General features: G+C 30.1%; 16 protein-coding genes. 12 read left to right on the top strand and 4 right to left on the bottom strand.

What is annotated here, in order from left to right:
• The first annotated feature begins 8 nt into the window (after window positions 1-8).
• From AC5YGA_RS05150 to AC5YGA_RS05110, 9 genes are all read left to right on the top strand, one after another.
• Window positions 9-239 (top strand): hypothetical protein, encoded by a 231-nt coding sequence (locus AC5YGA_RS05150; protein ID WP_415308058.1) that lies wholly within the window; start codon window positions 9-11, stop codon window positions 237-239.
• Entirely contained in the window at window positions 232-1623 is a 1392-nt protein-coding gene (locus AC5YGA_RS05145) for a tetratricopeptide repeat protein (RefSeq protein ID WP_415308057.1), read from the top strand. Before AC5YGA_RS05150 ends, AC5YGA_RS05145 begins: the two co-directional genes overlap by 8 nt.
• Before the next feature lie 122 nt (window positions 1624-1745).
• On the top strand, window positions 1746-3011 hold the full coding sequence (locus AC5YGA_RS05140) for a FecR family protein (protein WP_415308056.1): 1266 nt from the start codon (window positions 1746-1748) through the stop codon (window positions 3009-3011).
• A gap of 26 nt (window positions 3012-3037) precedes the next feature.
• On the top strand, window positions 3038-5527 hold the full coding sequence (locus AC5YGA_RS05135; protein ID WP_415308055.1) for an autotransporter domain-containing protein: 2490 nt from the start codon (window positions 3038-3040) through the stop codon (window positions 5525-5527).
• Between the two features lie 15 nt (window positions 5528-5542).
• Complete coding sequence (locus AC5YGA_RS05130; RefSeq protein WP_415308054.1) at window positions 5543-7591, top strand: CHASE2 domain-containing protein; 2049 nt, start codon at window positions 5543-5545, stop codon at window positions 7589-7591.
• A gap of 68 nt (window positions 7592-7659) precedes the next feature.
• Window positions 7660-7992 (top strand): hypothetical protein, encoded by a 333-nt coding sequence (locus AC5YGA_RS05125; protein WP_415308053.1) that lies wholly within the window; start codon window positions 7660-7662, stop codon window positions 7990-7992.
• 179 nt (window positions 7993-8171) lie between these two features.
• The gene (locus tag AC5YGA_RS05120) at window positions 8172-10298 is read left to right on the top strand and encodes an autotransporter domain-containing protein (RefSeq protein ID WP_415308052.1); all 2127 of its coding nucleotides are present in this window, start codon (window positions 8172-8174) and stop codon (window positions 10296-10298) included.
• Window positions 10299-10974: 676 nt separating this feature from the next.
• Window positions 10975-12480 (top strand): autotransporter outer membrane beta-barrel domain-containing protein, encoded by a 1506-nt coding sequence (locus AC5YGA_RS05115; RefSeq protein WP_496169982.1) that lies wholly within the window; start codon window positions 10975-10977, stop codon window positions 12478-12480.
• Between the two features lie 298 nt (window positions 12481-12778).
• Window positions 12779-13528: a hypothetical protein gene (locus AC5YGA_RS05110; protein WP_496169981.1), complete on the top strand. Its 750-nt coding sequence runs from the start codon at window positions 12779-12781 to the stop codon at window positions 13526-13528.
• 2 nt (window positions 13529-13530) lie between these two features.
• On the opposite strand, the gene AC5YGA_RS05105 is transcribed toward AC5YGA_RS05110, so the two are convergent.
• Entirely contained in the window at window positions 13531-14553 is a 1023-nt protein-coding gene (locus AC5YGA_RS05105; protein ID WP_415308048.1) for an NAD-dependent epimerase/dehydratase family protein, read from the bottom strand.
• A gap of 106 nt (window positions 14554-14659) precedes the next feature.
• Here AC5YGA_RS05105 and AC5YGA_RS05100 point away from each other — a divergent pair, with 106 nt between their 5' ends.
• A complete protein-coding gene (locus tag AC5YGA_RS05100) occupies window positions 14660-15043 on the top strand; it encodes a winged helix-turn-helix transcriptional regulator (protein WP_415308047.1) in 384 nt (127 codons plus the stop codon).
• Between the two features lie 2 nt (window positions 15044-15045).
• Here AC5YGA_RS05100 and AC5YGA_RS05095 read toward each other — a convergent pair whose 3' ends face one another.
• The 3 genes from AC5YGA_RS05095 to trxB are packed head-to-tail and all read right to left on the bottom strand — an operon-like array spanning window position 15046 to window position 17621.
• Window positions 15046-15993: an ADP-ribosylglycohydrolase family protein gene (locus AC5YGA_RS05095; protein WP_415308046.1), complete on the bottom strand. Its 948-nt coding sequence runs from the start codon at window positions 15991-15993 to the stop codon at window positions 15046-15048.
• Window positions 15994-15998: 5 nt separating this feature from the next.
• Window positions 15999-16673, bottom strand: a complete 675-nt coding sequence (locus tag AC5YGA_RS05090; protein WP_415308045.1) for an SDR family NAD(P)-dependent oxidoreductase — start codon at window positions 16671-16673, stop codon at window positions 15999-16001.
• Window positions 16674-16676: 3 nt separating this feature from the next.
• A complete protein-coding gene (trxB, locus tag AC5YGA_RS05085) occupies window positions 16677-17621 on the bottom strand; it encodes a thioredoxin-disulfide reductase (RefSeq protein ID WP_415308044.1) in 945 nt (314 codons plus the stop codon).
• A gap of 21 nt (window positions 17622-17642) precedes the next feature.
• On the opposite strand from trxB, the gene AC5YGA_RS05080 reads away from it, so the two are divergent.
• Together AC5YGA_RS05080 and AC5YGA_RS05075 are read left to right on the top strand one after the other, a co-directional pair.
• The gene (locus AC5YGA_RS05080) at window positions 17643-18596 is read left to right on the top strand and encodes a mitochondrial fission ELM1 family protein (protein ID WP_415308043.1); all 954 of its coding nucleotides are present in this window, start codon (window positions 17643-17645) and stop codon (window positions 18594-18596) included.
• Window positions 18583-19245 carry a hypothetical protein gene (locus AC5YGA_RS05075; protein ID WP_415308042.1) on the top strand — a complete coding sequence of 221 codons (663 nt, stop codon included), beginning with the start codon at window positions 18583-18585 and terminating at the stop codon, window positions 19243-19245. The genes AC5YGA_RS05080 and AC5YGA_RS05075 overlap by 14 nt, the downstream gene beginning before the upstream one ends.
• Window positions 19246-19285 lie beyond the last annotated feature (40 nt).

Below are 19285 nucleotides of genomic sequence, written 5' to 3'. Positions count from 1 at the left end.
TAATAAAAATGAATGAACCTACTAAAAAATTATTTCCCATCAATCTTTCTAAAAAAGAAAAAATATCAGCAACTATTAGTTTAGTTTGGATAATAGCTATTGGTTACCTAACTTGGTGGAATGGACTTAGCAACTTAGGATCTGATAAAAGTTTTAGATGGGATGAATGGTTTTGGTTTGGCATAGTTCCTGCAACCATTCCATATTTTTTTTATCTTATCTGGACTAAAAATGATTAAAAAAAAAACAGAAACAAGTGGAATTTCATTAGTTTTATTTTCTTTTTTTTTAATTAGCTTATTTCTAGAAACAATGAGCACCGTAATGGCCGCAGATACTAGCGCCTCTAAAATCATAGTTGATGGAGAAGAAATTTTACTTCCAGGTTCTTCAGAAAAAAATATTACTTATTTACAAATTTTACAAAAACCAAATGATTTAGATTTAAATTTAAAGTACGCACAACAACAAGGAAAAATTGGAAATTATAAACAAACTATCGCAACCTTGGAAAGATTAAATATGATTTATCCAGATAATGTTGAAATAAAACTATATCTGCTTTCAGTTTTAGTCCAAGCAGACTCGCCCAATAAAGCTTTAACTATAATTGAAGACATTAAAACTAGTGAGGATTTAACACCAGAAGATGTTGAAACAATAAATCAAATTGAAACTACACTTAAAGAAAGGGGAGCTCCTAAGCTATGGAATTTTTATGCAGATGTATCCCTTGGTGGTGTTTTCAATCAAAATGTTAATAGTGTTTCAAAAACAAGATTACAAAGTAGTGCTGATGAAGTCATTGGATTTAACAGTGCAAAGTATGATAAAACGTATAGTGAGGGCTTAGGATTAACAGCAACTCGATCTTTAGGGGAAACTTCATCATTAATGATAAATACTAGTTTCACAAACTCAGATCAAAGAGAAGAAACTGCAGATGATTTTGAAAGTTACGGTTTAACTCTTGCTTTGGATACATCTTTAGGTAACCAAAGTTTAAGTCCATATTTGATGATAAGCAAAACTGATTATCAAGACGATGCAGATAGTTTTTCTTTAATGCAAGGAATAGGGGGATTTTTTTCTGTAGGAGAAAAAAATTCATTTAGCTATGGTTATTCTTTTTCAGATTCTAAAAATAATAGAAATAGTAGTGATACAACTGCAAATGAAACAAATGCTAAAGGGCATGGAGTTTCACTTGGACACGATTATTTGTTTAATGAAATAATTTCATCATCAACAGGTTTAGGATATAGCATTTCAGAAGCAAAAGAGGGGACAAACGACTTTGAAACTTATGATTTGAGTTTCAGATTAAATTTTGCTTTTCCCTGGGCTTATATTTCGGTAGGGGATGCATTGAGTTTTAATGATTACAAAAATGTAGACACAAGCATAAACTCAAACCTAATAAGATCGGATGTAACAAATACTTTTGATTTGATGTTGACCAAAGCACTCGGAGATTTTTTTCCCTCAATCGATCCAGATAAAAGTTTATTTGTGAACTTTTCATACGAAAAAATCATCTCTGAAGCCAATATAATTAATTATGATTATATTTCAGATTCGTTCGCAGTTAGTTTATCAAAATCATTCCACTTAAATAAATAACCAAAATAAAAACTGATTTTAGACTACATATAAGCCACTTTTTCTTATTAAAAATTAGAAACCTTCACCTAATATGGGTCAAGCCAAGCTGAAAAAGTTGTCAAAAATGCTACTTTAAGGGAATGAAAAAAATTGTATCAACAATTATAGCATTATTTTTTGTATTCAATATCACCCAGGCAGAAGAAAAAATTGATATTGATAAACAATTAGTTGGAATTGTAGGTGCAATATCTGGAACAGCTAAAGCTGGCACAAGAGAACTTAAGGCTGGAGATAAAATTTATTTAAACGAAACGATTTATGCTGGAATTGATTCAGGCACACAAATTTTACTATTAGATCAATCAACATTTACTATTGGATCAGACTCAGAAGTTGTAATGGACACCTTTATATACGATCCAACAACAAATGATGGAAAAATTGTAGCTAATGTTAAAAAAGGAAGTTTAAAAATAATTTCAGGTTTAATAAGTAAAAAGAATCCAGACAGCCTAACAGTTAACGTTCCTGAAGGAACTTTAGGCTCAAGAGGAACAGAGTTTCAAACCATAGTATCAAATCAAAAAACAGATACTTTATTAATAGGTCCTGGAAAAAATAATACATTGGGTTTAAGGCCTGGGGCAGTTCTTGTTGGAAATAATTTAGGTCAAACACTATTGAGCAATCCTTACAGTGTGGCAAGTATGGTTAAAGGTAGCGCACCAGGAAAAGCAAAACAAATAACAAAAAACCAACTGAAAAAATTTAAAAAAAGAATGAAAGTAGCTAGACTTACAAAACTTGATGGAGCCACAAAAGAAGAAAGAAAAGCTACTAGAAAAAAAATCAGACAAGAACTTAAAGCTCAGGGTTTTGATAAAGAAGAAATAAAAATATTAATTAAAGAAAATATTAAAAAAGATGAAGAAAAGAGAATTGTTTTACTAACAACAAATGAAGAAGAGGTTTCAGACATAGCACAACCTGAAAACATTGTTGAAGAAAAAGTTATTGAAACAGAAGACAAAATAGTGGTCGAAAAAAAAGATAAAAGTAAAAATAAAAAGGAAGTGAATAAAAAAGATAAAAAGAAAAATAAAAAGGAAGTGAATAAAAAAAATAAAAAGAAAAATAAAAAAGCAGTGAAGAAAAAAGATAAAAAGAAAAATAAAAAAGCTGTGAAGAAAAAAGATAAAAAGAAAAATAAAAAAGCTGTGAAGAAAAAAGGTAAGACTAAAAAGAAAAAAGCAGTGAAAAAAAGTAAGACTAAAAAGAAAAAAGTAGTAAAGAAAAAAGTTAAAAAGAAAAAAGTTATAAAGAAAAAAGCAAAAAAAATAACAAAGAAAAAAATAGCTAAGAAAAAGCAAAAAGCAAAGAACAAAAGAAAACGTAAGAAATAAGCCTTTCCATCTACTAATAAAATTTTATGTTTTTATTTAAAAGAATTTTAATTATTTTTTTTCTCATAATTCCAATCTCCAGTTCATTTGGAGCTATGGTTACTCACAATCAAACAGAGGATCTTCCTGCGTCAAGCAGTGGTATTGTAGCTGGTATCGAGTTTAACAATGATGGAACTAAAATGTTTATATCTTATTCTCAACCGAGCAATGGATACGGGAATCCTCATTATATACAAGAATATAATTTATCTACACCTTATGATATCTCCACAAAAGTTTTTACAGGAGATCCTGAACGATGTGAATTAACTGGTACTCATACAGGTAATCAGTATCAAATTTATGACTTAGATTTCAGTAGTGATGGAATGAAGTTTTTCATAGTATTAAGAAGTCCAGGTGCCACTGATACGGGTGGGGACAGGGTTTATGGATTTGATTTAACCTCACCTTATGATGTTTCAACTTGCGCATTAGCTACAAAAGAAGAAGCTCTAGATACTACAGCTTTAACGAATGGAAGTAATGCTGGAGATTTTGATCACACCACAAATAATGCCAAACATAGAGTTCAATCTTTAGAAATTAATGATGATGGTACTAAACTATTTTTAACTTTTTTTGATGCTGCCAATGCTGCTGTAGGTGCTAGATTGTATGAATATAACCTTTCAACTCCTTATGATGTATCAACATTATCAATAGTAACCACTGCAGGGATTGAGCTACCCCCTACAATAAATGGTACAACAAACCCAGCTGGAATGAGATTTAGTGCAAATGGAAAAAGAATTTTTATAATTAGTCATAATAATGCGAATGCAGGTATAGTTCAAATTTCACTTGATAAGGCTTATGACACATCATCTTTTACCATAGATGGTGGATTAAATCTTTTTTCGGGAATAAGTCCCGCTAATAAAGAGCCTCGAGGAGTTGCATTTAGTGCAAGTGGTTTAAAACTATATATAGGAAGAGATTCCAATGACCCAAACGCGGACGACGATGATCAAATAATGGAATATGATTTAGTTTGTCCTTTCAATATTATTGCAGGAAAATGTCCTCCAGTTACAGAAAATAGTGTCAGAACTGGAATTGCAGAAGCACAAATAATGATTGCTAAAAGAACCATTGATCATTCAACTAAAAGTGCTTTAAACCGTTTACAATGGATAAGAAGAAATAAAGATAATCAAAATTTAACAAATCTTAATATCGATTTTAATTTTAATACTGCCACTCAACTTGATAACCCATTATTAAATTATTGGATTAAAAAACTTCCAGATAGAATACTTTCAGTTAATGAAAAAGTAGAAGGTGGTCAGTCTATAACTATTAATAAAGAAGATATGAATAGTAAGAACTCAAATAATTTTACCACAGTCTTTAAATCAGACAATCCACTGTTAAATTCTTGGTTGAATAAAATCCCAGACAAAATAACTGCACACCAAGCATCTGTTGAAAAAAAGACAGAAGATAAACAACAAGATATCTTTTATTGGAGCGAAGGAAGTATTGCAGTTGGAAGAGTAGGAGACACAAATATTTCTTCATTTAAAAAAATTGGCACTGAAGCAATTACCCTTGGAGCTGATAAATTTACTGATAATAATGGAATAAAAGGATTGGCATTTAGACTTGGTAATAACAACGTTGATGTTGGAATGGGAGAAAGTAATATAGATACTGATACATTCAACCTCACTTATTATTCTACTACCCCGCTAGAAAATGACACAAAATCTGAGGATATCGTTATTGGTTTTGGCAAATTAAAGTATGATATTCTAACTGTTTTAGACGGCAAACATATAAAAGCTAGTAGAGAGGGTAGACAAATATATGCAACTTCTAAAATAAAAGATGAAATTAAAAAAGATAACTTTATTTTAACTCCTTCTTTTCAAGCTGATATTGGGCACACTATATTAGATGGATATACAGAGTCTGGTATTGGTGCAATTAAAGTTGAAGATCAAAACATACAAACATTAAAACTAAGAACAGCGATGGGAGTAGTGGATGATTTATCAAATAATACTACTTTTTGCTTAGACTTAGCTAAAACATGTGCCATAAAAAGACATGGTAAATTAGAATATATGGCTGATTTAATCCGTTCCTCTAATTTTAAATATACTTATGCTTCAGATCAAACCTTAGAGTTTAATGAAAAATTATATTCAGGGGCTTTACATAATGTAAATGGTGAAGTGGGTATAGATATAATTTTGCCTGATAACTTAAGTATTTTTTTAATATATGAGCGTAATCAAGCTTTAGGGTCTGGATATACAGATAACATCATTATTACAATTGGATACTTGCCAAACAAAAAAACCAATTATGCTTTTAAAGTAGCAGGCTCAGATAATCTAGGATCGGAATATAAGATAAGCAAAAATATTAACGATTTTGAAATTGATTTTAAATTAAATAATCAAAATGTATTGAAACCAAATACTATTGATGAAGCAATGATTAACTTAAGTCGTATTTTTTAATCATAAAAAATAAATATGAAACTTTTATTTAATAAATATAAGAACTATACAATATTTTTAATTTTATTATTTTTTTTAGTTTTTTTAAAAACAATTAATCCAAGTTTTATAAAATCAATTTCTTATTTGAGTTTTGATGTTTATCAAAAAATTTTTCCATTAAATAAGCAAACTTCTGAAGTTATTATAATAGATATAGATGAAAAAAGTTTAGGTAAGTTTGGCCAATTTCCTTGGAATAGATCTATTTTTGCAAAAATTGTGGAAAATGTTAATGCGACAAACCCGAAAGCTATAGGCTTTGATATTTTTTTTACAGAGAAAGATAAACAATCTCCTGAAGAAATAATTAGTGCTTATAATTTAATACCAGACGACGTTGCGCGTTTGCAAAATATTAAAGGACCTGATGAAATATTTAGAGAGCAGCTAGAAAAATCAAAATCAGTTACAGCAGTGCTTGGTAGCAACGTTTCCTCTCATGGAACATATAATAGATCACCAAAAGCAAAATTTCTTACAAAAGGAGGAGATCCTAATGAGTTCACTTATTCTTTTCCTCACTCTATAGGATCACTTGAAAAATTAGAAAACAGTACAAAAGGATTAGGCTCTATTTCTTTTTTAGATCAAACCGATGGTATTATCAGATCACTTCCATTGATTGTTCGTTTGAAAAATCAGTTATATCCAACAATGGCACTTGAAATGATCCGTGTAGGGTCAAACCAAAAGAATTTGTATGTAGAAATGAATGAGGCAGGCATTAACAGAATAAGCTCAAGACCTCATAAAATTTACTCAGATCCGAATGGAATTATTTGGATTAGATATAAAGAGTCATTAAAAAACCAGTATATTTCTGCAAGCTCAGTTTTTGAGGGTAAATTTGATCCATCAAGATTTAAAGATAAGTATGTTTTAATTGGTGCATCAGCACAGGGCCTGTTTGATCTAGTAAAAACTCCTTTAGGAAATACAATTCCAGGAGTTGAAGTGCATGGAAACATAATTGAAAATATTTTAGATCAATCTTATCTTATTCGAAATCCAAACACTTATATATTTGAATTGCTATTTTCAATTGTAGTCGCGGGTGTTGTTTTTTTTCTCTCCCAACATACCAAACCCAAATATAGTTTATTAATATTCTTTGGAAGTTTAGCTGTAGTAATTATAATTGGTCTTAGTGCTTTTTTATTTAAATCCCAACTTGTAGATATTAGCTATCCTATATTCATGCTCACAATTACTTTCTTAACTGGACTTTATTTTAGATTTATAGAAGAAAATCAAATTGCGATAGTAAATTTGCAAAAAGAGGCAAAGTTACTAAGAGAAAGAGAGCTTGCTGGAGATGTACAAAAAAGTCTATTTCCAGACATATCAAAGTTTAAAAATTTTCTTTATGCAAAAAACGTTCCAGCAAGAGATGTCTCTGGAGATTTTTTTGATGTAGTTAATGTAGGTGAAAATGAATATTTTTTCATATTAGCAGATGTATCAGGAAAAGGTATTACAGCTGGTATGTACATGGCTAAAGCAGCTTCAATATTTAGAACAATTTCTAATTTATCATATCCATTAGAAAAAGTTGTATTTACAGTAAATAATGAACTAGTTGAAGCAAAGTTTAAAGGGATGTTTATGACAGCTGTATTTGGAAAATTTAATATAGAAACTGGAGAAGCGATCTTTGTGAATGCGGGTCATGAAAGTATTATGGTTTTTGATAAAGAAAAAAATTTTGAATTTATGAAATCTGAAATACCACCAATAGGAATTATAAAATATTCTTCAGAGTCTATGGTAAAATCAAAAGCTACTAATTTAAAAGAAAAAACATTTTTAGTTTATACTGACGGTGTAACAGAAGGTTATTTAAGGAATGGTCAAGAACTTGGAGTAGAAGGAGTTGAAAGAATAGTAAGAAACTTAGAAATAATTAATCCTCAAAATATAGTAGATTCTATTACAACAGAACTTAATTGGGGAGCAGAAAAATTAAGAGATGATATTACTTGTTTGGCTTTAGATATTAAAAATACAGAACTTACAAAATAAAAAATGAATAAGCAACCAAATGAAAAATAAGACAAATATAAATAGAGTATGTAAAGGTGCCTGAATATATGAAGAAAAATATTTTTTTTATTATTATTTTTATAGTTTTAAATGGTTGTGCTCAATACAGTTCAATTGTGGGCCCAGCATATACTATGGCCAAAACAGGCAGTCCTATTCTAGCAGGCGCTTCTGCAGCCACATCCTATGGAATTAAAAAAACAACAGGTTATACACCTGGTGAACACATAAATTCTTTAGTAAAAAATAATTCATCTTTAAAGGAAGAGGAAAGTTACAAAGAGTGCCAAACAATCCACTCTTCATCTTTAAATGAAATTTTTTTTGAAACTTTAGATGAGATTGATTGTTTTCAAGACCCATTTAGTATTCTTAAATAAAATATTAGATATTTAATTTTATCAAAGTCTAAATCTTTAACCTTCAACCTCTCAATAGTCCTCAATTTTTATAGCAAATAAGCTAAAATTATTAGACCCAGAATAGGTCGGTCATTCCAGAATTCAATGAATAGTAATATATAATTTAAGAAATTAATCCCAAGTTATTCACTAGCAAAATGAAAAAAATATTTCTTATTTCAATATTTTATATATTTTTTTTCTGTTCCAATTCTTTTGCTTTTTTAGAATTTAAGCAATCAAAAGATATTTCCTCAGACACTGACCATCTTAGAGGAATAACTTTTAATCCAGATGGCTCAAGAATGTATGTTACTGCTGACGAAACAAATCCTACAGTCATACAATATTCTTTAAGTTCTGCATTTGATATTAGTACTGCTACCAAAATTTCTGAGGATGCTCTAGTAGGTGAGGGAGGTAATTTTGACAAACCTCATGCAATAGAATTTAAGCCCGATGGAAAAGTAATGTATGTTATCCGAAGTGAGTCAGATAATGTGGGTGTAGAACAGTTTAATCTTTCAACCGCTTGGGACACAAGTACAATCAGTTACGCCACAAGAAAAATTATAAATGAAGCTGGAGATTGTAGTACCAATGTTCAAGCAAGAGCCTTAGCTTTTAAACCTGATGGAACTCGTATGTTTGTCTCTCAAGAAGGTGCTGAAGTTGTTAGTCAATATGATTTAACTACAGCATGGGATGTTTCGAGTGCAACAAATAATGTGTGTTCAAATAGTTTTGGAGATCAAGAATCTGACATGAGAAATATACAATTTAATTCAGATGGAACTATAATGTATCTGGGTGGAAGTGGCAGTGATGATATTAACAAGTATAAATTACCTACTGCATGGGATATAAGCACAATTACTCATGTAACCAGTTATTCAATTAGCTCACAAACTGTTCAGATGAGAGGATTTAAATTTACAGCTAACTTTACGAAACTATATGTAACTGGAGATGATGGGTCTGACTCAGATGATAATGTGGTTTATGAATATAGCTTAGCTTGTGCTGGCACAATCACTTGTGATCCCATTAATGATAAAGATATTAAAGCAACCATTGAAGCTAATGTTGAATTATCAAAACGTATAATTAAAAATAACACTCTTCCAATCTTTCATCGAATTGAGTGGTTAAGAAGACATAAAAATAAAGACAATTTATCAAATCTTAATGCAGAAATTAATTTTACAGATAAAAAAATATCAAAATTAGTTAGTGCTCTTAAAAACTCAAAAAAAGAAATTGATAGAAGTTATGATAGTGATGATTGGTTTCAGTGGAGCGAAGGTAGAGTTAGTGTGGGAGAAAATAAATCTTTAAATTCATCATCAAGAGATTTTCATAGTTATGGTATCTCAATTGGTGCTGATAGAATTAAAGAAGATGATAGAGACGCTATGTATGGATACGTTTTCCAGTATGGCAGCGATAATGTTGATATTGGATATAAAGGAAGCAAATTAGACACAGATGCTTATAGTTTGGCGTTATATGGCACTAAACTAAGAGATAATGACGTTTTTACTGATGCATTAATTGGAGTTAGTTTACTAGATATAGACCAAAAAAGAGTTACTTTTGGTAACACTTTAAAGGGTAACCGAGAAGGGCAGCAGATCTTTGGATCATTTAATTTTGGAAAAAGAGTAGTTGATGAAGATATAAATCTCAATCATGGCATCAAATTAGATTTAGGGTACACAAAGCTTAAAGCTTTTAGTGAAAAATCAACTGTAGCAAACAGTTTAACAGACGCATTACTCTATAAGGATCAAAATATTAAATCTGCATTAGTAACACTTGGTATCCTTTTAGATAAAACTGATACTGATAAGCAAGAAGATGAAATTATTAATCATCATGGGCGATTTGAGTTTATTGCTGATCTAAGTCCTTCATCAGATGCAGAATTTTATTATCTAAATAGTCAAAGTACAGTTTACAATTATAAAGTAGACAATAACCCTAAAGGTAATTTTAGAATTGGTTATGGTTTTGATGTCACTTCCATATCAGGATGGTCATTGGTTGGAAATTTTGAAAGATTTCAATCTGCTAAAAGTCACAGTAATGAAATTTATTTATCTGCAGGTTATGTTCCGATTGATGAAATGAAATTTGTCTTTGATGTAAATAATTTTAACACTACCAGCTTATCATTAACCAATAAGGTAAATGGGTTTGATATTACTGTTGGATCTAATTACACTCTGATGAGTGAAATTCCTGACTATGGTGCAAATATAGAAGTTTCAAATAAATTTTAGCTGATTTAAAAAAAATTATGAAATTTATTTTTACTACCTTTTTTTTGATTTTTTTTTTAGTACTAAAACAGTTTACTCTGCAAGCTTCACTTTTCCTTCAACTTTAACAACCAATACTTCAGATTTTGTTTTACTTTCTGATACTGGAACTACTCCTTCTATAAGTGGTTTTTCTACAGATGTACTTGTTACAATTACGGCAACAGCTGGTTTTGTAAAAATAATAACGTTTGCAGGCCTTGAACAAATTAATGGATTCTGTGGTTATACGGCTGATAATTCAAGCTCTGAACCTGAGGATTGTGCAGATAACGATAGATCAGAGATTGGTTTTGAAGGAACTCAAGCAGAAGTTAATAATGCATTAGCTACACTTTCTTTTAAAGGTGATGGAAGCACTTCTAGTGCAACTATTTCGGTTTCTGCAACACCAACAGGCGCCTCTTACAATCCTGTTAATGGTCATTATTATAGAGTTGTCGGTAATGATGACGATGCCGTTACTTGGCCTAATGCAAGAACAGGTGCTAAAAGTGATGCGCAAAAATTTAATGGACTTACTGGCTATTTAGTAACTATTACTTCTGCACAAGAAAATACCTGGGTAAAAGAAAAAATTTCAGCAAATGCGTGGACTGGGGGATCTGATAGTGAAACTGAAAAAACATGGAAGTGGATGGATGGACCTGAAGCTGGTCAAACTTACACTTGTCAAAATGCAAGCGGAGGAACAGGTGCTGTAATCAGTGGCTGTTCAGAACAAAGTTATCTAAATTGGGTTTCTGGTGAGCCAAATTCACATAGAGCAAGCGAGGGATGGCAAGAAGATTATATGCACGTTTATGGTGATCCAACTGATGTTAAATTTGGTAAGTGGAATGATTTTGTTGGAGAAATGATAAACGACAATAATAAGGTTACCAAATATATCATTGAGTATGGTGGCATGGGAGGTACTGCTACAGTTTTTGGAGCAGCATCAATATCCATAACATCTACAGAAGCTACTGATAATCCATTTGATGTTTTTGATGATAAAGAATTGGTTGGGATAGTTGAAGGACAATCAGAAAGTGCAAAAAGATTTATTTATGGTTCAACAAATTCTGTTTTAGAGAGAATGGAGTGGTATCGAACCACAAAAAAAAATGACAATATTAAATTTCAAGATCTAGGTATAGATATTGATATAACAAACAAAGATACCTACCCATATGCAAAATTATTAGATGCTTATCTTTTAAAAGGTAATGTTAGCAAAGAACAAAAGCTATCAAATAAGAATATTGAAAAATTTATAAACGAATTACCTCTTTCAAAATATTTAAAAAATGAATTTGGAATGGTACCTCGAAAATGGAAATTTTGGAGCTCAGGATATTTTAAAAAGGGTAAAATTAAGATTAAATCAGGTAAGGTAAATCAAGAGTTCGACTCAGATGCTTTAACTCTTGGAATGGATAAGATAATAAAGAAAAATACTCTTTTTGGTATAGCCATTAGACTAGAAGATCAGGATACTGATGTAGGACAATTAGGCACTCAAATTAAATCTAATGCAAAAAGTGCAACAATATATTCAAGTTGGCATAATAATAAATCTACCTTTATTGATGGTTTAGTTGGCTATGGATATATTGATAATGATCTTACAAGAATTGAGCAAGCCAATACTTCTAATAAATTAAATGGAAATAGAGGTGTTAAGCAATATTTTACTTCAATTAAATTCAATAAGATAATGGATAAAGATAACTTTACATCATTATTATTTGGTAGAGCTGATTATGGTTTATCTAAATTAGAAAGTTTTTCAGAGATAGGCAATATTCAAGCATTAAAATTTGAAGAACAAAATTTAAAAAATAAATCTATTTCAATTGGTGCTTTAACAAAATATAAAAAAAGAATTAAGAAAGGTTATTTTTTACCATATGGAAGAGTTGAATTTTTTGAAAATTTAACTCCTAATTCAAAGGTTAAAGCATCTTATATATCTGATCCTAACACTGAATATAGTTATACTGTAAAAGAGGACTATTCTAATTCTATAAAATTGGAGCTTGGTTTCGATTTAAATCTAATTGATAGTTGGTATCTTTCTACTTCAATAAGACGATTAATTAAAAATAATAAAGACTTCGAAAATGAATTTACAATTAAAGCAGGTAAACCATTCTAATTCAAACCTGATATGGGCACCACTAGCCACTCACAACAGGGAACTGGAATTAAAGATAATTGACCCATAAAACCCATCCTAATATACCTGATTTGGGATTTGTTAGTCTTGGATTATGGCACACATAATAGGGGGAGTTGGAATAGTAATGCTATTAATCTTATTTTATTGTGCGATTGCTATACTTTATTAATACATCAAAAAAATTTATTTCAAAACTAAAAGAATTAAGAAATCTGCAATCAATTTTATCTAATAATTGTATATTTGGTAACAAATAACATTTACACTTCTTGCAATGCATTCTTGTAAAAAAATTTTCATTTTCCTTATAATCTTTTTTTTTTATTCAACACTGCATGCGGAAACTAAAAAATTTTATCCTGAAGGTAAAATTAGATATTTTACAACGTTAATCAGTGATGGAGGAACCAATTATAACAATACTAGGCCAGGTTTGGTAATTGATTCGCATTTTACATATTTGCTTAATAAAAATTTTGCTATCCGCAGTGTTAATCACATTATTAATTATGACGATACAGTTAACGATGGAACAGAGCAGAATTTTGAATTTGATCAAAGACTAGGCTTGATAATTAAAAAAAAAAATCTTGTACTAATGCCTTATGCAAAAATTACTCACCACGATAAAAATGTGTCCACACAAAATGACAATTCTCATTTAGGATTCGTGTTCCAGGCTAAATTACATAAAGATTTATTTTTTGACTATGATTATAGGGAAGAAACTAGCAATGGTGCAAAAATTTATCAAACTGGGTACGTATATGGCGATAAGGTAACAAATGTTAAACTTACAAAAAAAAATCTTTTTTTCTTAGATGTTTTTCCTGTTCATCTAAAAATTGCTCAGACTGATGTAAGTAATTTTAGACGCAGTCGTGTTATAAAGACAACTTTAAATGTAAATAAAAAAATAGATCTTGCTATCAAATATGTTGATAATAGCGGTAAGAGTTTTTTTAAAAACAATGTGGCACAAAATAGAAATTATCTTGTAGCTGAATTTGGGTATAAGTTTTAGTTTTAAACTAAACCTAATCTCACAACAGATTTAGCTGTTTCGGATATACAACCTTTTGCAGGATTAAATTTTATCCCTAATAACTCTTCGGCATAGGTTGTGTCAGTTTGCATTACAATCTCAAGGTCTGGAATCAAAGTTTTAGCACTCGAGTCAAACAAACTAATTAATTTAACCATAAAATTTGGTAGTTCTTTTTTGGGAAGTTTTTTTGCATACTCTGGCATTGCTTCAGCCATTATTTGGGATAACTCAATTAGTTTTTTTACTTCTTTTCCAACAATTAATCTTCTACCACCAACCTTGGTATTTCCAATACAAGCAACATGTGCTTTTGCAACATCTTTTACATCCGAAATCAAAATTCCCCATTTAGGTGCTGCTGGAAATTTGCCTTTTAGAAACTGTCTAACATATTCAATTGAAGTTCCTCCTTTTTTATCTAAGGCATCACCAAATACTCCACCAGGATTAATCATAGTTAATTTATTTTTTAATCCTTTGTTCTCCATTAGTTCCCACGCTGCCTTTTCAGCTTTTGTTTTTGATAAAAAGTAGTCGTTTACTCCCTCTTTCCAGTTTTCATCTGTCCAATCATTTTCGTTAAATGAATATGGATTACTTCTGTTAGGTTTCCTAAACATGGCCGCAATTGAAGAGGTAACTATAAATTGTTCAACATCAGCATTTAAACCTGCATTTAAAACTCTCAGCGTTCCATCCACAGCAGGTGCTAATAAACTATTTCTATTATTAGAAACTTTAAAAGGAAATGGAGATGCAAGATGCATTATATATTTACAACCTTGAGCTGCTTCATTCCATCCATCATCTTTTAAAAGGTCTAATTCAACAAAAGATAATTTATCTATAGAAGCATGTTGGCTTATAGTTTCCTTAGTTTGTTCAATTAAAGTATTATTTCTAACAGTTCCTAAAACTTCATATCCAGCGTTTAATAATTCTATTGTAGTATGTTTTGCTATCCAGCCACTTATTCCAGTTAATAATACTTTATTTGTCATTTTGTCGTTCCTTTTAATTAAATTTTTTGTTTTGATACATATGGACATAAATAATCTTTTATCAACTAATTATAAGCTTACTAGTCACTTCAAAGTTACTTAAATCATGACTGGTCATTTTTTGTTATTAGTTTACAAAAGAGATATGGAAAAAACTAATCAAAAACAATCATGTCCTTTTTCAAACGTTATGGAATTATTAGGAGGAAAATGGAAAATTTTTATTATTGCAAGAATCTATGAAAATAAGAAAATAAGATTTAATGAGCTTAAAAGATTAGTAAATAATATCAGTCCTCAAGTGTTGGCAAGAAAACTTGATGAAATGAGAAAAGATGGTTTGGTTGTTAAAATTATTAATAAATCTCAAAACGTAGAATATAAATTAAGTGAATTCGGAAATTCAGCAATACCAATAATATCTGCTTTAAAAAAATGGAGCTTAGGTAGAAAAAAAGAAATTTCAAAAATAGTTCAATTAACTAAGTAATGTTATTTTTGATTTAAAATTTTTTTAGCTGGATCTGTTTTTTTTATCCATGATTTTGGAATTGAATTAATACCTTTTAAAGCTGCAAAATATGCTCCAATGAAATTAACCCTAGAACAATTACAACCACCAGCTTTAATAGTTCTTAAAATAGCCCCTTTATAATTTGTTGCATTAATAATTGAATGGATTGAACTGTTAAATGTCCCAGGATAGCTACATGCCATTCCTAATTTTTTAACTACTATTGGGTGAGGCTTTGATTTTAATCTTTTTACTTTTTTAATATCCTCAACAACACTTTTAAAATATGAATTTTTTTTAAATTTTTTTAAGAATTCATTTATTGGATCTTTAGCACCCTTTAGAGCCAAATCTATTAGATGAAACTTAGCTAAAGCATACTTAAGGCTTATTTTTGAAACAGTGACTGTCGAGATAATCTTTTTTAAGCTATTAAAATCATAACCATATAAAAAATAGGGTAAAGCAGCACAGTAACCATCAGACTCATTAACTTTAGCACCACCTGTTAATTTCTTTCTAGCTTTAATGTTTTTAACTGTTTCAATAATATTTTGGTGTATCCAAGGCCCTTTAATTATACCTCGCCAATCTTTAACTTTTCTATATTTAGCTCTTAGATTAAGGTTCTTCCAATAGACACTTCCTGGACCAAAGTTTTTGGTAATATTTTTTTTAAATCTTTCTTCAATATTTTCATGCCCTTCAACTAATGTTTGAAACATGACTTGACCAACTTCGTTATAGCCTGAAACTTTTCCAGTTTTAATATTGTAAAAAGGACTCTTATTTTTTTTTAAGAAAGTAAAATCTTTCTTTCCTTTAATATAAGTTAGTAGTTTCTTTTGATTATAAACCCAGTGTAATGGTCTAGCTGCAGCATCAGCAACAGTAGCTCCTAAAAATACGTGTAGATTATTTTTCATTAGATTTAAAATTTCTCAACAGATGTTCTTAATTGAGTTTCCCAAGACCATGCACTTTTATCTTGGTTGTGAAACTGAAGATATACTTTTGCAATTTCATCAGGATGTATAGTCTTATATGATCCATAATTTTCTTTGCCAATACCACCATCGATAATAAAATGTCCAATATGAATGTTTTGAGGATGTAATTCTCTTGCTAATGATTGGGCTAAGCCCCTTAAACCAAACTTGCCCATTGCGAAAACAGATGACTCTGGAAAACCTTTTATACTTGCGGTAGCCCCCGTAAAAAAAATACTTCCACGTTTTTTTTTAAGCATTCTTTTTGCTGCTTGCTGAGCTACTAAAAAGCCACCATAACATGTAACATCAATTGCTTCATGTGCTTTTTTGGGATCCAGATCAACTATACTTCCCCCAAGACTTTTTGAAGGATTATAGATTACCAAATTAGGAGCACCAATTATTTTGTCAGTTTTCTTAAATAGGTTTGTTACACTTTTAATGTTAGTAGCATCACATTTAATTGTATTAAGACCAATTTCTTTTTTTAAATTTTGAAGTTTTTCAATATTTCTTGCTGCCAGAACAACTTTCATTCCTTTTGATGCAAATAAGTGTGCTAACGATGCACTCAATCCACTTCCAGCTCCAACAATTAAAACTGACTCACTCATTTATTATGATGACAGATGTTTTTCAGCTTCAAGTGCTGCCATACAGCCCATTCCAGCTGCAGTTACAGCTTGTCTGAAAGTTTTATCCTTAACATCACCTGCAGCATAAACTCCAGGGATATTAGTTTCGGTAGAATCTGGTTTAGTTATTAAATAACCTTCTTTATCCATATCCAACTGTTCTTTAAATAAAGCTGTTGCTGGATCATGACCAATTGCAATAAATAAACCATCTATTTTCATTTCTTCAATCTTATTAGTTTTTAAATTTTTAATTTTAATAGCTTTTACATTTTTAGGTTCACTGTCTCCAATAACCTCTTCAACAGCACTATCCCAAATAATTTCAATTTTTTTATTTTCCATTAATTTTTTCTGAAGTAATTTTTCTGCTCTTAAAGTATCTCTTCTATGAATTAATTTTACTTTTGATGCAAATTTTGTAAGAAACATTGCTTCTTCAACAGCAGCGTTACCACCACCAACGACTGCTACAACTTTTTCTTTAAAGAAAAAACCATCACATGTTGCACACGCTGAAACACCAAAACCTCTATAAGCTTGTTCCGATTCTAAGTTTAACCATCTTGCTTGAGCACCTGTAGAAATTATAATGCTATCTGCAGTATACTTTTGTCCACTATCACCAACAGCTTCAAAAGGTGTAGATTTTAAATTTACTGATCCAATATGATCTTCAATCATTTCTGTACCAACTGCTTTAGCTTGATCTTTCATTTGATCCATTAACCATGGACCTTGAATTACATCTGAGAATCCTGGATAATTTTCAACATCTGTTGTTGTAGTTAATTGTCCACCAGGTTCAGAGCCATATACTAAAACAGGGCTTAGCATTGCTCTTGCCGCATAAACTGCAGCAGTATAACCAGCTGGACCAGATCCTATTATTAACACTTTTGTGTGTTTTGTTGGATTTTGACTCATACAAAAGTTATATAAGGATAAATGACAAAATTAAAAGGGTTATTATTGACAGAGGGCATGCACGGCATGATTAGCCAAGTAGAAGGTCTAGCTAAAGCTCTTGATTTAGATTTTATACACGAAAGGATTGAACTTAATAATTTTTGGAAATTATTTCCACCAAAATTAACACCTGTTCAAGATTTTGTTTTTAAAAATAAAATTAATAATGAGTTTGATATTGTTATTTCTTGTGGAAGAAAAAGTGTAATCCCATCAATTTATTTAAAGAAAAAATTTAAGAGTAAAATCATAAATATTCACATTCAAGAACCTAGAGTCTCATTAAATAATTTTGATTTTGTAGTTGTGCCTGAACACGACGGTTTAAAAGGTAGCAATGTATTTACAAGTAAAGGAGCAGTACATTATTTAACACATGATGAATTAGATGAAAATGAAAATTATTTAAAATCTAGAATTAGCACTGAAAAGAAAATCGTTACATTAGTACTAGGAGGGCCTACTAGATATTATGATTATAATAATCAAGTCATAGAGGGTATTTTTTCAAAAATTAAGCAAAATTTTTTAAATAATAACTATCAATTAATAGTTGTTCCTTCCATGAGAACTCCTCAAAATATAATTGAAAAAGCCAAGAGTTATTTTGATAAAGATCAGATTGTGATCCCAGATGTTGATAAAAAAGCTTATCTTTCTTCATTAAAAATATCAGACCATATTGTTGTTACTTGCGATTCTACTTCGATGATTTCAGAAGCTGCAATTACTGGAAAACCAATTTATGTAGCTCAAATGCCAGCAATTAAAAACAATCAAAGATTTAAAAGTTTTTTTAATTTATTTGAGTCTTTAAATATAATAAAAGAATTAAATAATTCTGTTGAAAATTGGACTTACACTAAATTAAATGAAACTAATAAAATAGCTGAGCAAATAAGAGAAAAAATAAAACAACATGACTTTTCTTAATTCAATTTTAAATAAATCCAAGGAACATAACGATCCCTTTAAACATTGGGAGTATAATGATGCTTTAACTGATGGGGCTATTGAAGAAATTATTAAAGCTGACATACCAGATGTTAGTAAGAATAATTTAACCTATGATGGCACAAGAGCAATTGATGGTGGTGCAGCAGAATTCAGAGAAGGTATTGCATCTGGAGGACAGGCAATTAAATTTAGATGTTTTGTTACAAAAGAAAATGCAGATGCATTTCCACATTTAGTTAAATTTATTAATGAATTACAATCAAAAGGAACCCATGAAACTATTTCCAAGATGATCAACAAAGATTTATCTAACTCATATGTAAGAGTTGAAGTTATTTGTGATAGAGAGGGTTTTTGGCTAAAACCACATTGTGATATTAAAGAAAAATTATTATCAGGCTTGATATTTGTTAACAATGCAAATGAGTCTGAAAATTTGGGTACAGATTTTTATAATGAAAAATTAGAAAAAGTTAAGACAGTTCCTTACAAAAATAACTATGGATATCTATTCTCTAGTGGCCCAAATACCTGGCATGGCATGGAAAAAAAAGAGATTATTAAAGAAAGACGTTGTTTACAGGTAAATTACGTAACTTTCCCTACAGATTGGAAAGTCGAGTAGCATTAAAACCTTAAAGACTTGTATCTATCAATCACTATAG

It is taken from the genome of Candidatus Pelagibacter sp. uisw_091 (assembly GCF_059512525.1).
The sequence above is the reverse complement of the archived record's forward strand: the minus strand, read 5'-3'. Positions and strand labels throughout refer to the sequence as shown.